The sequence below is a fragment of the Serratia sp. K1WW1 genome (assembly GCF_055790865.1).
This window is the reverse complement of sequence record NZ_CM147697.1, coordinates 4074749-4089464: the sequence shown is the minus strand read 5'-3', so window position 1 is coordinate 4089464 and position 14716 is coordinate 4074749. Positions and strand designations below refer to the sequence as shown.

General features: G+C 54.5%; 11 protein-coding genes. 5 read left to right on the top strand and 6 right to left on the bottom strand.

The window, feature by feature from the left end:
• Positions 1 to 37 precede the first annotated feature (37 nt).
• The gene (locus tag ACX9GU_RS18440; protein WP_473192486.1) at positions 38 to 874 is read right to left on the bottom strand and encodes a GNAT family N-acetyltransferase; all 837 of its coding nucleotides are present in this window, start codon (positions 872 to 874) and stop codon (positions 38 to 40) included.
• A gap of 192 nt (positions 875 to 1066) precedes the next feature.
• Positions 1067 to 2161, bottom strand: a complete 1095-nt coding sequence (gene ompC, locus ACX9GU_RS18435) for a porin OmpC (protein WP_473192485.1) — start codon at positions 2159 to 2161, stop codon at positions 1067 to 1069.
• A gap of 365 nt (positions 2162 to 2526) precedes the next feature.
• On the opposite strand from ompC, the gene dinG reads away from it, so the two are divergent.
• On the top strand, positions 2527 to 4728 hold the full coding sequence (gene dinG, locus ACX9GU_RS18430) for an ATP-dependent DNA helicase DinG (protein ID WP_473192484.1): 2202 nt from the start codon (positions 2527 to 2529) through the stop codon (positions 4726 to 4728).
• Here dinG and ACX9GU_RS18425 read toward each other — a convergent pair whose 3' ends face one another.
• On the bottom strand, positions 4729 to 5559 hold the full coding sequence (locus ACX9GU_RS18425; RefSeq protein WP_473192483.1) for a helix-turn-helix transcriptional regulator: 831 nt from the start codon (positions 5557 to 5559) through the stop codon (positions 4729 to 4731).
• Between the two features lie 98 nt (positions 5560 to 5657).
• Between ACX9GU_RS18425 and ACX9GU_RS18420 the strand changes: the two genes are divergently transcribed.
• Positions 5658 to 7076: an MFS transporter gene (locus ACX9GU_RS18420; RefSeq protein ID WP_473192482.1), complete on the top strand. Its 1419-nt coding sequence runs from the start codon at positions 5658 to 5660 to the stop codon at positions 7074 to 7076.
• A gap of 39 nt (positions 7077 to 7115) precedes the next feature.
• Here the strand turns inward: ACX9GU_RS18420 and ACX9GU_RS18415 are convergent, their stop codons facing one another.
• The 3 genes from ACX9GU_RS18415 to ACX9GU_RS18405 are packed head-to-tail and all read right to left on the bottom strand — an operon-like array spanning position 7116 to position 11791.
• Entirely contained in the window at positions 7116 to 9116 is a 2001-nt protein-coding gene (locus ACX9GU_RS18415; protein ID WP_473192481.1) for a DUF2207 domain-containing protein, read from the bottom strand.
• 43 nt (positions 9117 to 9159) lie between these two features.
• A complete protein-coding gene (locus ACX9GU_RS18410) occupies positions 9160 to 11244 on the bottom strand; it encodes a DUF2207 domain-containing protein (RefSeq protein WP_473192480.1) in 2085 nt (694 codons plus the stop codon).
• Between the two features lie 4 nt (positions 11245 to 11248).
• Complete coding sequence (locus ACX9GU_RS18405) at positions 11249 to 11791, bottom strand: LemA family protein (RefSeq protein WP_473192479.1); 543 nt, start codon at positions 11789 to 11791, stop codon at positions 11249 to 11251.
• Between the two features lie 182 nt (positions 11792 to 11973).
• On the opposite strand from ACX9GU_RS18405, the gene ybiB reads away from it, so the two are divergent.
• From ybiB to bcsQ, 3 genes are all read left to right on the top strand, one after another.
• A complete protein-coding gene (ybiB, locus tag ACX9GU_RS18400) occupies positions 11974 to 12927 on the top strand; it encodes a DNA-binding protein YbiB (RefSeq protein WP_473192478.1) in 954 nt (317 codons plus the stop codon).
• A 444-nt stretch (positions 12928 to 13371) separates the two neighbouring features.
• Positions 13372 to 13905 (top strand): hypothetical protein, encoded by a 534-nt coding sequence (locus ACX9GU_RS18395; RefSeq protein WP_473192477.1) that lies wholly within the window; start codon positions 13372 to 13374, stop codon positions 13903 to 13905.
• Positions 13896 to 14702 (top strand): cellulose biosynthesis protein BcsQ, encoded by an 807-nt coding sequence (bcsQ, locus tag ACX9GU_RS18390; protein WP_473192476.1) that lies wholly within the window; start codon positions 13896 to 13898, stop codon positions 14700 to 14702. Before ACX9GU_RS18395 ends, bcsQ begins: the two co-directional genes overlap by 10 nt.
• Positions 14703 to 14716 lie beyond the last annotated feature (14 nt).

Below are 14716 nucleotides of genomic sequence, written 5' to 3'. Positions count from 1 at the left end.
CCGCAATATTCCCCCTGAAGCATTTAGGGGGAGAGCATCACATCGCCATTGTCATTTCAAACTGACGCAACGGATCTTCACGCCAGCCAAGGTGCTGGAAGAAGGCAGCGACGTCGTCTGGGACAAACACATTGGCCGACAACGCCAGTGGGGCAAACTGTGCTTGCAGCGCTTGCAACAGACGGCGCGCCTGGCCTTGGCCGCGAAGCGCTGGCGGCACATAAATCATGCGCAGATGGCACTGCTGTGCGCCTGGTATCACCAAAGCAAAAGCCTGCTTTTCCAGAGTGAAGGCGCGCGGGGTACCGGGCAGCTTGTACAGCGACTCTGGGGCGATCAACCACGGTAAGCCACGCTGGCCGTCGGCGGTCATCTGCTGGGCAAGTGCCAATGGGTCGATCGGTTGCAAGGTTGCCGAGGGTTCCGGGGTTGCCAAGGGGGCGTGAAATCCCAATAGCGTGCGGGTGATGGCTAAGCCAGCCTGTTGATACAGCGCCAAGGCGGCTTGATTACCGGCGATCACCTCCAGCGAAAGCTGGCGATCGCCTCGCGTACGGGCATCCGCGATAATGCGTTGCATCAACGTCCTGCCTAACCCTCTGCCACGCATTTCCGGGCGGATAGATAAGGCCGCCACACGGCTATGTTGGCCCCGGCGCGCGATCAGGGCCAGTGCCACCGGGTGCTGCTGGTGGGTGACGATAATGCTGTGATTCAGGCTGAGATCTTCGGCGGCAAAGCGGCTGCTAAAGGTTTCGCCGTCGATCACAAAGGGAACAATGTAGTTCTCAAAACAGTGGCTGAGTATTTGCGCCAACTGCATACTGCTGTAGTACAAGGCGGAGTGAAACTCGAACTGGCTATCGATAGGCATGGCGGTTCCAAAGGAAGCGATAAGACCTCTATATCTAGCTGCGATTGGCCAATCAGGCAAGTATTAAGCTGTTTGTGTCGGATTTGTGAGCAACAATCGTGATGAAAAAGCCGGGCGAATTCGCCCGGCGAAGTCATTTCAGAAATAGCCGTAGCTATAAATTGCAGTAGTGGTTATGTGTCACAGCGTAAATCAGAACTGATAGGTCAGAGCTACGGCAATCACGTCGTCGGTTTTCAGACCTAGCTTGTTGTTGTCATCGAGTTGGTTGATTTTATAATCCACATAGGTGGACATGTTTTTATTGAAATAATAGTAAGCACCCACATCAATATATTTCACCAGGTCGGTGTCACCGATATTTTCAATATCTTTAGCCTTGGACTGGATATAAGCCAGTGACGGGCGCAGGCCAAAGTCGAACTGATATTGCGCAACCACTTCCACGTTCTGGGTTTTATTGGCAAACCCGCTTACGGAGGTAGGGGCATTATTAATGGTCGCGGTGCCGGAAATTGGCGTCAGGTTGTGGGTTTCAGCATAGGTGGCGGCCAGATACACGCTGTTGGCGTCGTATTTCAGGCCGGTTGCCCATACGTCGGCTTTATCGCCCTTGCCATAGCTGCTCTGTTTCTGGCCGGTAGTCCGGTTAGAAGAGGCATAGGCGGCCGTAACGCTGACGCCATCGATGATTTCGTAGCTGGAAGACAGACCGAAGCCGTCGCCGTTAGCTTTGCTGTTGGCGCGGGCATCGTTTTCGTTCTTGCCCTGGTACTGCAACGCGAACTTCAGGCCGTCGACCAGGCCGAAGAAGTCGTTGTTACGGTAGGTGGCCACGCCGTTGGCGCGCCCGGTCATAAAGTTGTCGGTTTTGATATAGGTGTCATCGCCAAATTCCGGCAGCATATCCGTCCAGGCAGCAACGTCGTAAATAACGCCGTAGTTGCGGCCATAGTCAAATGAACCAAAGTTTTTCACTTTCAAGCCAGCAAAACCAAGACGGGTTTTAGTGTCTTTAGTGCCATCCGCTTCGCTATGATTGGCGGCGATCTGATATTCCCACTGGCCGTAGCCGGTCAGCATATCGTTAATCTGGGTTGCCCCTTTAAAGCCGATACGCACGTAGGTTTTATCACCATCATTGCCGGTATCGTCAGAGAAATAGTGCAGTGCTTTTACCCGGCCATAAAAATCAAGCTTATTGCCATCTTTATTGTAGATCTCTGCTGCCTGTGCAGTCTGGGCAATGAAAAGTGCCGCAATAACGGCAAGAAGATTAGGTTTCATGGTGTTCCCTGCTTTGTAAGATTGAAAGACGCTGATCATCTGTTTTATTACGATGCTACTTTGCTGCCGGAGCTAGCGCAGCGCAGATTTTTTACCGCAGTTGTGTGATGTATTTATGACAGGTCAGGTAAATGGATATCGAATGGTGAAAAATAATCCAGGAGATGCATTTTTTGTTTCAGTGGGGCGGGCTTCTGTTGTGCAAACATGCGAGGTTATGCGCAAAAATTTCAAAGTTCCACTGTGTGAGAAGGGTGGGCATTGCGGTGCGTTTCGCAATGTTGGTAAGCCAATCGTAACTCGGGCTGACGCCGCGGGCGGTCTGTGGGACAATAGCGCCATCATTTCGTTTAGATAAGAGTTGAATGGCGCTTTCCCCCGCAGTTAAAGATCAGATCGGCCAGTGGTACAAAGCCCTGCAGCAGCAAATACCGGATTTTATTTCCCGTGCCCCTCAGCGGCAGATGATTGCCGAAGTGGCAAAGACCCTGGCCGGAGATTACCCTCGCCATCTGGCGATCGAAGCGCCAACCGGCGTGGGTAAAACGCTCTCGTACCTGATACCGGGTATTGCCGTTGGCCGTGCCGAAAGCAAACCGCTGGTGGTGAGTACCGCCAACGTGGCGCTGCAGGATCAGATCTACAGCAAAGATTTACCGCTGTTGAAAAAGATCATTCCCGATCTGAAATTCACCGGCGCGTTTGGCCGTGGGCGCTATGTTTGCCCGCGCAATCTGGCGGCGATGAGCACCGACGTGGTCGAGCAGGGCGATCTGATGCTGTACCTGGACGAAGACGAATTGGCGCCGTCCAGTGGTGAAGAGCAGGCGCTGTGCCAAAAGCTGGCGAAAGCCCTGGCGCGCCATGAATGGGATGGCCTGCGCGATCATTACCAGCTATCGATCGATGACCCCCTATGGGGCAAGCTGAGTACCGACAAGGCCAACTGCCTGGGGCGCAACTGCCACTATATTCGTGAATGCCCGTTCTACATCGCACGCAAAGAAATTGAAACCGCCGACGTGGTGGTAGCCAACCACGCATTGGTGATGGCTGCGCTGGAAACCGAGTCGGTATTGCCAAACCCGAAAGAGCTGCTGCTGGTGCTGGACGAAGGCCATCATCTGCCGGAGGTGGCACGGGATGCGCTGGAGATTGACGGTGAGATCACCGCGCTGTCAACCAACCTCCAGCTCGATATGATCGTGCGCCAGGTAGAACAGTGCATGACTCAGTACCGGCCAAAGAATCCGCCGGGGTTGGCCAACAGTGAACGGCTAAAAAACTACTGTGAAGAATTGCGCGAGCTGATCCAGATTTTTGAGCACCAGGCCAACGCCTATCTGCCGCCAGATAGCGGCAACGCCGAATATCGCTTCGCAATGGGCGAACTTCCTGCCGAAATGGTAGAGATCTGTGCGCGCCTGTTCAAGCTGACGGACGGCCTGCGCGGCCTGGCCGAATTCATTCTTAACGACCTCACCGAGCAGACCGGCAAGCACGATATTGTGCGGTTGCATCGTTCCATCATCCAGATGAGCCGCACGCTGGGCTACCTGGAAGCGATGAGCAAGCTGTGGCGGCTGGCGGCGATGGATAAATCCTCCAACGCGCCGATCTCCAAATGGATTGCGCGTGAACTGCGCGATAACGTTACCCATCTTTATCTGCATTGCGTGGGCATCCGCGTCAGCGATCAGTTGGAAAAACTGCTGTGGCGCAAGGTGCCGCACGTGGTGATCACCTCGGCAACGTTACGTTCATTGAATAGCTTTTCGCGGCTGCAAGAGATGAGCGGGCTGAGCGAGAAGGCGGGCGATCGCTTCGAAACGCTGTCTTCGCCGTTTAATCACGTCGAACAGGGTAAAATCGTTATTCCCAAGATGCGTTTTGAACCGGCGATGGCCAACGAGGCCGAGCATCTGGAAGAGATGGCGCGCTTTTTCCGTGGCGAGCAGGCCAGCGGCCAGCATAAAGGGAGGCTGATCCTGTTCAGCAGCCACCGTGCGATGCAGACCTTCCTCAGCTATGTCACCGATCTGCGTCTGATGTTGCTGGTGCAGGGCGATCAGCCACGCTACCGGCTGGTGGAAGAGCACCGTAAGCGGGTAGAGAAGGGCACTGCCAGCGTGTTGGTCGGGCTACAGTCATTTGCCGAAGGCTTGGATCTGAAAGGTGAACTGCTGACCCAGGTACATATCCACAAGATTGCCTTCCCGCCGATCGACAGCCCGGTGATCCTCACCGAGGGCGAATGGCTTAAATCCCTCAATCGTTATCCGTTTGAGGTGCAGAGCCTGCCAAGCGCGTCGTTTAACCTGATCCAACAGGTGGGCCGCCTGATCCGTAGCAACGAGTGCCATGGTGAAATTGTGATTTATGACCGCCGCCTGTTGACCAAGAGCTACGGTTCACGCCTGTTGGCGGCGCTGCCGGTGTTCCCGATCGAACAGCGCGAGGTGCCGGAAGCGGACAAAGCCCATAAGGCGGCATTGAAATCTGCGGCAGAGGCCGCCAAGAAAGAGAAAAAGCGCAAGAATCCGTTTGCTCGCCGCCGTACCCGCTGATTACAGCATTGCCTCAAAGGCGGCACTGGCAGGGCAATCAGGCTGCGCGCTGTACATGACCAACCGCAGGTGGTTGTCTTCATCGACAATAAACGAGGCGTGTTCAAACGTCACTTCACCTGCCCCTGCAACCAGGAAAGTGCGTTGTCCCTGGCAGCGGCCATGAATATCGTGCTGCTGCCACAGTTGGCGAAATTGAGGGGATACCTCGCTCAGTGCCTGAATGCGTTGCAACATGGTGGCATCTTGCGGGGCGCGGGCGTAATCACGGCGAAAGCTGGCCAGGATTTGCGGCGCCTGCTCCTGCCATCCCATCAACCGTTGATTGAGTTCGGGATCGGCAAACAGCATCCACAGCATATTGCGCTGCTGTGGCTGACGCTCAGCGATGGCAAACAGGCGGTCTGCCGCCGGGTTCCAGGCGATAATATCCCAGCTCAGGTTCATCACATAGGCCGGGCGCAGGGTAAGATCGTCCAGCAAGCGGCGTACCAACGGCGTGACCTGGCACCACTGATGGCCTGCTACTATCGGGGGCCGCTGATGCGCCAGTAAAAACAGATGATAGCGTTCGGTCGCATCCAGCTTCAGAACCCGCGCCAAATCCTCCAGAAACCCTACGGAAGCATTGATTTCCCGCCCTTGTTCCAGCCAGGTGTACCAGGTCAGGCCCACGCCAGCCAAGGCGGCAACTTCTTCACGCCTTAGCCCAGGCGTACGCCGCCGCGTGCCGCTAGGAAGGCCAACGGCCTGGGGAGAGAGTTTTTCACGCTTCATACGCAGAAAATCTGCCAGCTCTTGACGGGTGCGGTTAAGGGTACGTGGTGGCATCGGCGGGTCCTGTTACTCTTGGTAATAGTATAATTGGCTATATAGTAACAGTTTAAAGCATGTTCCATACTGCCGCCATCATGTTATCAGGAGGCGTTATGGAGCATACCTTGTCTGACAGAAAGGCCGGATTACCGGGACTGCCGGTGTTGTTACTCGGTGGGTTCGTCACCATGTTCGATTTGTTTGTGGTTAACGTAGCGGTGCCGGTGATCCAGCAACAGTTCAACGCCAGCTTTGCTGAAGTTGGGCTGATTATCGCTGGTTATGAACTGGCCTTCGGCATCTTGCTGATTGCTGGCGGACGCTTGGGAGACCGCTTCGGCCGGCGGCGTATGTTTAGCTATGGCATGTTGGCTTTTGCGCTGACGTCGACGCTTTGCGGTTTGGCAGGTTCGCTGTGGGTGCTGATTGTTGCCCGCTTTTTGCAAGGTGCGGCGGCGGCGGCGCTGTTTCCGCAAATTTATGCCTTATTACGCGTGCTGTATGGCGAAGAGCAGCGGCGGCGAGCCTTTGCTCGTTTGGGGATGACGCTGGGGCTGGCGGCGATTTGTGGCCAGGTGTTGGGCGGTTTTATTATCGAGGCCAATATTCTGGGCAGCAGTTGGCGCATGATCTTTCTGATCAACCTGCCGATTGGCGTACTGGCGGTGATGGCGGCGCGACGTATTCCGGAGTCCAGGCTGGAGCAGGCGCAGCGGCTGGATGCTAAAGGCCTGCTGCTGGCCGCTGGCGGTTTGCTGCTGTTACTGTTCCCGTTACTGGAAGGCCCATCGCGTCACTGGCCTTGGTGGACCGTGCCGATGATGGTGCTGGCAGTGGCGCTGTTAGCTTGGTTTGTGCGTTGGGAACGGCAACTTGCCCGTCACTCCGGTGATGCGGTGCTCGATCCGGCGCTATTTCGCCAAGGTCACTTTGCCCGCGGCACGGTAATTGTGCTGGCAATCTACTCCACCGCATCCTCATTCTTTCTTTGTTTTGCCCTGTTGTTACAGGCAGGAATAGGGTTGACGCCATTCCAGGCGGGTTGCCTGTTTGCTCCGGCCAGTGCCGCCTTTATGCTGGCCTCCTTTTTGGCTCCGGGCTGGGTGCAACGCTGGGGGAATATTGTGTTGGCTGGCGGGGTGGTGGTCTACGCCAGTGGCCTGGTATTGCTGGTGGTGCAGGTGCTATGGGGACGTACGTTCAGCCATCCGTTACAACTTTTACCCGGCCTGATGATTTTGGGCTTTGGCCAGGCATTGAGTATGACGCCATTGCTTAATTGGGTGCTTGGCTTGGCGAAAGAGCATCAGGCCGGTATGGCGGCTGGCTTGGTGTCAACGGTGCAGCAGGTAGGCGGTGCTCTGGGGATTGCGGCCAGCGGCATGTTCTTTGTTCCGTTGCTGGCCGGGGGCGCAGAACCACAGCATTATGCCAGAGCCTTTGCTGGTGCTATGGGTTACAACCTGTTGGCGATGCTGGTTGCCTTGGTCCTGCTGCTCTACACCCACCGTCAGCTAGGAAAGGGCAATTAAGATGTTATCGCGCCGGTTTGCCCGGCGCAGCGTTGCTATTTACCAGCCGCCACCACCTCCGCCGCCGGAACCCCCACCGGATGAGCCCCCACCCGACGATCCAGAACCGCTGGAGCTTGATCCCGATCCTGAACTGCCGCCGCTGGAGGGGGTGGAAGATGATCCACATGATTTGCTGAAGCTGTTCACCCCGTTCCAATCGGCATTGCCAAAGGTTTCCGACCTGACACCGGTATCTCTCAGGAGCTGGGCGAAGGTATTGGCCCAGGTCTTGCCCACGCCTAGCGCCAGCGCCGCCGGTAACAGACTTTCAAAATGGGCGACCCACTGATCGGGTGGATAAAGCGTCTGATAGCGGTGTCTCTCGGCAGTGCCAAGGTATAACTTCAGTCCCCGTGCAATGGCTAGCTCATTCAGCCCCTGCTGAGTGTAGCGTGGGATCGACCAGCCAAAGGCGAGGCATAGCAGAAAACCTGTCAGCAGCGCGCCTAAATAGCCTGCGGGAAATTGGTTGAGGGGCAGCACGGTAAACAGCAAAATTTTGCTGCCAGCGAGGGCAATAGGACAAATTATCAGTGAAAAAACCAAAGTGACAGGTCCCCAGGGTGACCATGTTCTTCCTGGGCTAAATAAAAATACCCACGGTAAAATAAACAGCGTGATGCTGAGCAGTAACAAGAGCAGGGCGGCGATCCCGACCACCGCTGCGGTGGGGTTAAAGAATGCCGCACAGATCCACAGTGTCAGCAATGTGATATACGCAGCGTAGTGAACGGGTTTACCCCATTTGCTGAATAATTTTTCTTGCTGGTCTTCACAGCGCTTTGCCAGCCATGCGCGGGCCTTTTGCATTGGCCGGTGATTGGGTTCGCTGAGATTGATATGGCTGGTATTGAGGCTAAACAACAGATTCATTAATTGTCTATCGTTGGCCGTTAGCCGTTTGTTATTACCAGCGGGTTGGCGCGATAGCCATTGATCCTCCTTCGGCAGGGATTTGGCAAACCAGGGGCCCTGGCTCTTTTTCCCTTTGAGCGTAATTGCCACGGCGCGTCTGGCGATCAAATCCAGCAGATCGCTGCTGAAGGCAACGTGGTCGTACTTACGCTGGGTAATAAAGCGCAGATAACCTGGCGACATCGTCGCGGGCATGGCATACAGCGGTATAACCGGCGGCATTTTCAGCCTGGTGAAGGTCACGTTTTTAAGCCACCACAGCAAGCAAAAGCCAATAAGGATCAACGTGGGGATCCAGATCACGCGGGTTTCTTTTGTGGGCAATAACCATTGCGCCAGCGGCGAATAGGCCTGCGGAGCGCTTGCGCTTGCCAAAATGCTGCGTGGCCAGGTGTAGGCAACGGTCAGGCCTTCGCTTTGGCGGAGTGGTTGTGTGGTTTGGACACTACCATCGGGCAGGATCCGAGCATGGTGATCTTTTGCCCCGAGGACTCCGGTGTAAACGTCAATGGAGCGAAGCCGGGTGTCTTTACCCGCACTATTCAGATAGTGGTTGGCATCAGGCAGTTCCAGTTTGAAGCTGGCTTGATCTATCGGATAGCTCCAGTCGTTACCCGTTACGTTCCAGTAAAGTTCATCCCACTCGCTGAAGCGGCTGAAGTGGTTGTCAATCTGATAGCGGATCTCATAGTGATAGATCCCCGGTTGCAGAATGTGACCGGGGCTGCCAATACGCACGGTCAGCGCTTTCACGGCCTGATCCAGACTGAATGATTCCGGTTCTCCGTCGCGCAGCACCTCTTTGATCTGATAATCGACATTAAAAATCTTGCCGTCCTGGCGATACCAGGTCAGCGGCAAGGTGCGGAAAATCCCACGGCGTATCTCTTGCCCTAAAGACAGCACCTTGATGTTTTCCCGTACCTCCATGCTGCCGTCGGGGTTAAAGTGTGCCACGGTATCGAACGAGAGAATATGTTCTTCTCCCTGTGGCACTTCGCTGTCAGCCGCCTGAGCAACTCCACTTACCAACACCAACAGCAGCCAGAAAATACGCACTGCCTTATCAAACAAACCAGCCATTTATCCTTCCATGCTTAATAGCTTTTCAACTTGATTGGGGCATTTACCAGCCGCCACCACCTCCGCCGCCGGAACCCCCACCGGATGAGCCCCCACCCGACGATCCAGAACCCCGGGAGCTGGAGCCTGATGAACTTGAACCGGATCTTGAACTGCTGCTGGGTGTAGCCATAGACGATGCGGTACAGGAGCGGCTAAAGCGATTCACGCGCTGCCAGTCTGCGTCGGCAAAGGCTTCCGACATTGCTCCGGATTTACTGAGATATTCGGCAAAGGTGTTGGCCCAGGTCTTGCCCACGCCGAGCGCTAGGGCAGCCGGTAGCAAGCTCTCAAAGTGGGCAACCAACCGATCGGGTGGGTAAAGCGCCTGATAGCGATTCCGCTCGGCCGTGCCCAGGTACAGTTTCAGCCCTTGTGCGGTGGCCAGATCATTGAACCCTCGCTGGGTATAACGCGGGATCATAAAGCCAAAGACGATGCATAGCACCATGGCGACCAGCAGCGCGCCAATATAGCCGGCGGGAAACTGGGTCAGGGGCAACATGCCAAACAAGAAAGCGCCACCGCCAAAGGTGGCTAGCGGGCCAAATATCAGCGAAATAACCAAAGGGATGAACCCAAAAGTATTCCAGGCTTTTCTCGGGCTAAATAAAAACCTCAGCGGTAAAGAGAGTAGCGAGATCCCGAGCAGCAGGAATATCAGGGCAGGAATGGTGATCACTGCCGCGCCGAGATTAAACAACGCCCCGCAGATCACCGGGATCAGCAGCATGATATAGACCGCACGGCGCACCGCTTTACCCCATTTGTTGAATAATTTATCACGCTGGTCTTCGCTGCGTTTTTCCAACCATTTACGGGCATTTTGCATTGGCCGCTGATAGGCGAGGCCGAGGTTGATATTTTTTCGGCTGCCGCTAAACAGCAGCCCAAGTAACTGCTTATCTCCGGTGGTCAGCCGTTTGTTATTGTTATCCGATAGGTACGATAACCACTGCTCATCCGCCGATTGAAACCTGGAAAACCACGGGCCTGTGGATTTGCTCGCTTTGAGCGTGATCGCCGCGCCGCGTTTGGCGACCAGATCCAGTAAATCACTGCTGAAGGCCACATCGTCGTACTTACGCTGGGTAATAAACCGCAGATAGCCTGGCGACATAGTGGTAGGCATCGCATATAGCGGCATAACTGGCGGCATCTTCAAGCCGATGGCGGTCACGTTGTTACGCCACCACCACAAACAATAGACAACGAGCAGCAGCACCGGTATCCAGATTGCACTGGTTGCCAGCGTGGGTAATAGCAGGTGTACCAACGGTGAAGAGGCTTGTGGGGCGGCGGCACCTGCCAGAATATCTCGTGGCCAGGTGTAGACAACGGTCAGGCCTTCGCCTTGGTCCAGCGGTTGCGTGGTTTGCACTCCACCGTTGGGAAGTATTCTGGCGTTGTGCTCTTTCGCACCCCGCGTTCCGGTATACACATCAATCGTGCGCAGCCGGGTATCTCTGCCTTCGTTATCCAGATAATTGCTGGCGTCTGGCAGTTCCAACTGGAAGCTGGCTTTGGTGATCGGGTAGGCCCAATCGTTACCCGTGACGTTCCAGTAGAGCTCGTCCCACTCGGGGAAGCGGCTGAAGTGGTTACTGACCTGATAGCGGATCTGGTAGTTATAGATCGCCGGTTGCAGGATGTGCTCGGCGTTGCCAATACGCACCGTCAGCGTCTTCGAAGACTTATCCAGGCTGTAAGGTTCGGCGACTCCGTCGCGCAACACTTCTTTAATCTGATAGTCGACGCTGAAAATCTTGCCGTCCTGGCGGTTCCAGGTGAGCGGTAGGGTGCGGAAAATCCCACGGCGTATCTCTTGCCCTAAAGACAGCACCTTGATGTTTTCCCGCATCTCCATGCTGCCGTCCGGGTTAAAGTGCGCCTGGGTATCAAATGAGAGAATATGCTCATAGGCGCGCACCCAACGGGGAGCACTTGGTTCCGCCGCCTCTCTGTCTGGGGCCACGGCAACGGGGGCTGCCCCAACGGCGATATCATCAGCCGTAGCCAGCGCAGATCCCGTCATCAATAGCGATAACACCCATAAAACGCGTACTACCCAACCAGATAATGCAGTCATGGTGCTAGTCCATCCGTGGAACTTTAGCTTCCTCGGGATCTTCGAGTTCGAAGAACGCATCCGCTTTAAAATTAAACAGCCGGGCCAGGATTAAACTGGGGAACGACTCCACCAGAATATTGAAATCGCGCACCGTACCGTTGAAATAGCGGCGTGCCATTTGCAGCTGTTCTTCGATCTCTGCGAGAGATTGTTGCAGGGAGAGGAAGTTCTCGTTGGCTTTCAGCTCCGGGTAGGCCTCTGCCAGCGCAAAAATGCGGCTCAAGGCACCAGAAAACGCTTTTTCACTCTCGGCAAGCTGAGGGGTGTTGCCAACCAGAGCGCTTCGCTGGCGGGAGAGGCTGTCAAATAGCTCTTTTTCGTGCTCAGCATAGCGCTTCACCAGGCTTAACAGATTGGGGGCCAGATCGTGACGGCGCTTAAGCTGTACCGCTATACCGCTCCAGGCGTCGTCTTTGAAACGGCGCAGTGAGATAAAGCGGTTATAAGTCATCACGGCCCAGATCAACACCACGGCTATCGCGGCCAGAACGAGATAGATTTCCATTTTTCATTCCATGTTTGACGGGGAATACATCATTCCATTGTATGATTACGGATACTATCTTATTCCGCTATAGCGGTAAATCTTGCTATGTCTAGCCAACCTTGGTGCGGGCCAATCTACCGGGGTTGAGCGCCGTCGCGGATAAGGTATGCTTATCGCAAACCGAATCAGCGGAGCGAGCGATGGATTACAGCAAAATTATCAAAGAAATAGGCCGTGGCAAGCATCATGCGCGCGATCTGGATCGGCAAACGGCTTTTGAGCTCTATCAGGCAATGCTGACCGATGCCGTGCCCCCCCTGGAGTTGGGAGCCATCCTGATTGCCATGCGTATCAAGGGAGAGGCCGAGGAGGAAATGCTTGGCTTCTATCAGGCAATGCAGCAGCAGGTGATGCGGCTACAACCCCCACAGGGCCGCCCGATGCCGGTGGTGCTACCCAGTTACAACGGCGCTCGTAAACAGGCCAACCTGACGCCGTTACTGGCGCTGTTACTGGCCAGGGTAGGGTTGCCGGTCGTGGTTCACGGCGTAGTAAACGACAGCACGCGTGTCACCAGCGCAGAGATTTTCCGTGAGCTTGGGGTGCCGTGGTCTGAAGATCCTCAGACTGCCCAACGGCGTTTAGACGGCGGAGATGCGGTGTTTATCCCAGTGTCGGCGCTAGCGCCAGCGTTGGAAAAACAGCTTGGCCTGCGCTGGAAGATGGGCGTGCGTAACAGCGCCCACACCCTGGCAAAATTGGCTACGCCATTTGGTGAGCAGGACGTGCTGCGCATCGCCAGCGTTTCTCATCCGGAATACGTCGAGCGCGTTGCCTCATTTTTCTGCCAGATCGGTGCACGGGGATTGCTGATGCATGGCACCGAAGGGGAGGCTTACGCCAATCCGCAACGCTGTCCAAAAATCCACTATATCGTCGGTGGTGAGCAGCAGATTTTGCTGGAACGGCCAGAACAGGATGCGTTAGCTGAGGTGCCCACCGCCAAGGATGCCGCAACTACGGTGCGTTGGACGGAACGTTGTCTGGCTGGTGAGGTTGCCATTCCTGAGCCTATCGCTCGGCAGGTTGCCTGTTGCCTGATCGCTACCGGCCAAGTGGAGACATTGGAGCAGGGGCTGCTCAAGCTGCGATAATTTGCCTTAGTACCTGCTATTACCAGGGGCGAATACCTTTGCCCCGAGTATTTATCACTGCTGTCTGGGGTGTTTTTAGTTAAAAAAATCTCAAATGACAGACTATATATTACTAACCACTTAAATTATGGCATAAGCTGGTGGGATATGTGATAAGTCGGGGTAAAAGCGTTTAAAACTCAGGTGTATAACTTTAAAGAACTAGATTACACTCAACTCATCAGCTTTGGAGTCTTGCATGACTTTCCATCGATGGCGGAGGTTTGCTCCGTCTTGGTTGTAAAAAAGGACTTGTAAGCTACTCTATCTAAACCATAAGAAGAGAAGCGCTTAAAATACATAGACGGTTTTTTATTATGTATTTGGGTTATAGATCACGTTATTTTACATTCGTGATTTTTATGTATTCATGCGGTGCCAAGTGTAATCTTATAGGTCTGGATTATGAGCAAATATGATGATGTGCAAGGGTTTAAAGATAAGACGAATCTGAAAGATATTGATTATAAAGAATTTCCTCGTGACGATGTGGCATCGGCCCCGCACCGCTGGTCTATTGTTGATCAGGTGGCAGGTAATGGTGGTATCCCTGCCAACGGCTCGCAGCCAACGCCGATCGCTAGTACGGATCTCTCTTCCAATGCGCCTTTAGGGTTCGAGCCTCCTGCACAACCCAAGACGGTGATAACAGAAAATACCGCCTTGCCCGGCCACATTCCTCATAATTTCGATCGTTTTGCTCCCCCGGTGGAGCCTAAACTCACCCAAACCGCCCAGCCGGAAAGTCCGCGCGCCGTTCTTGCTCAGGGTAACCCTTTTAATTCCCCTGCCAGCGTTCTGCCGTCCGCTCCGCAGCCAGAGAACCCACGTTTTAAGCAGATGTTCAGCAAGAAAACGTCCTCTGCCGGTGATGTGATGGACGCTGGTCGTAATACATTACTCAAACCACTTTTAGAGTCTATTGCCTCATGCCGTTAGTCTGTGTTTGTTCTCCGAAAGGAGGGGTAGGGAAAACCACGGTTACTGCTAACCTGGCTTATGCATTGGCCCGTAGCGGCAGTAAGGTGTTGGTTGTCGACTTCGACACGCAGAATGCGTTAAGGCTGCATTTTGGCGTGCCTATTTCCGATAACCGAGGTTTTGTTGCCCAGTCGGCCAATTTATCCGATTGGAGCCAGTTTATTCTCAAAGTTGGGCCGAACCTGTTCGTTTTACCTTACGGTGACGTTACCGATGAGCAGCGCCTTCAGTTCGATGACAATCTGCTCAATGAGCCCATGTTCATTCAACGTGGCCTGAGTGCGGTGCTGAAAATCCCCGGCATGGTGGTGATCGCCGATATGCCGCCGGGGCGCAACGCGGCAGTGCAGGCCATGCAGGCCGCGGCGGACATGCGCATTATGGTGTTGCTCGCCGATACCGCATCGCTCAGTCTATTGCCCAACATTGAGCAGCATAAGTTTATGAGTGCGCCCGCCAGCAATGAAGTCGGCGAGTATTATGTAGTAAACCAGAGTGACATGCGGCGCACCCTGAGCAGGGACGTGACGCAATTCTTTGAGCAGCGTTTGCAAGACAAACTGTTGGGAACCATCCACCGTGATGAGTGTGTCCCAGAGGCCAACGCATCGCAACGGGCGATCATGGATATAAGCCCGGTGTCGGCGGCTGCATTTGATATTGAGCAGATCAGTAAAAAGGTCGCAGTAATTTTAGGGCTTAGTGTGGGAGATGGTACGTATCATCATACTACGTCTATTTATGGTTCTTCGTAAGGATTGTCTGGTTA

Excerpts from the sequence above, each read along its gene's own strand:
- ACX9GU_RS18415 (WP_473192481.1), bottom strand. The coding sequence starts at position 9,116 with ATGGCTGGTTTGTTTGATAAGGCAGTGCGTATTTTCTGGCTGCTGTTG.
- ACX9GU_RS18440 (WP_473192486.1), bottom strand. The coding sequence starts at position 874 with ATGCCTATCGATAGCCAGTTCGAGTTTCACTCCGCCTTGTACTACAGC.
- ompC (WP_473192485.1), bottom strand. The coding sequence starts at position 2,161 with ATGAAACCTAATCTTCTTGCCGTTATTGCGGCACTTTTCATTGCCCAG.
- ACX9GU_RS18410 (WP_473192480.1), bottom strand. The coding sequence starts at position 11,244 with ATGACTGCATTATCTGGTTGGGTAGTACGCGTTTTATGGGTGTTATCG.
- ACX9GU_RS18405 (WP_473192479.1), bottom strand. The coding sequence starts at position 11,791 with ATGGAAATCTATCTCGTTCTGGCCGCGATAGCCGTGGTGTTGATCTGG.
- ACX9GU_RS18425 (WP_473192483.1), bottom strand. The coding sequence starts at position 5,559 with ATGCCACCACGTACCCTTAACCGCACCCGTCAAGAGCTGGCAGATTTT.
- ACX9GU_RS18420 (WP_473192482.1), top strand. The coding sequence starts at position 5,658 with ATGGAGCATACCTTGTCTGACAGAAAGGCCGGATTACCGGGACTGCCG.
- dinG (WP_473192484.1), top strand. The coding sequence starts at position 2,527 with ATGGCGCTTTCCCCCGCAGTTAAAGATCAGATCGGCCAGTGGTACAAA.
- bcsQ (WP_473192476.1), top strand. The coding sequence starts at position 13,896 with ATGCCGTTAGTCTGTGTTTGTTCTCCGAAAGGAGGGGTAGGGAAAACC.
- ybiB (WP_473192478.1), top strand. The coding sequence starts at position 11,974 with ATGGATTACAGCAAAATTATCAAAGAAATAGGCCGTGGCAAGCATCAT.
- ACX9GU_RS18395 (WP_473192477.1), top strand. The coding sequence starts at position 13,372 with ATGAGCAAATATGATGATGTGCAAGGGTTTAAAGATAAGACGAATCTG.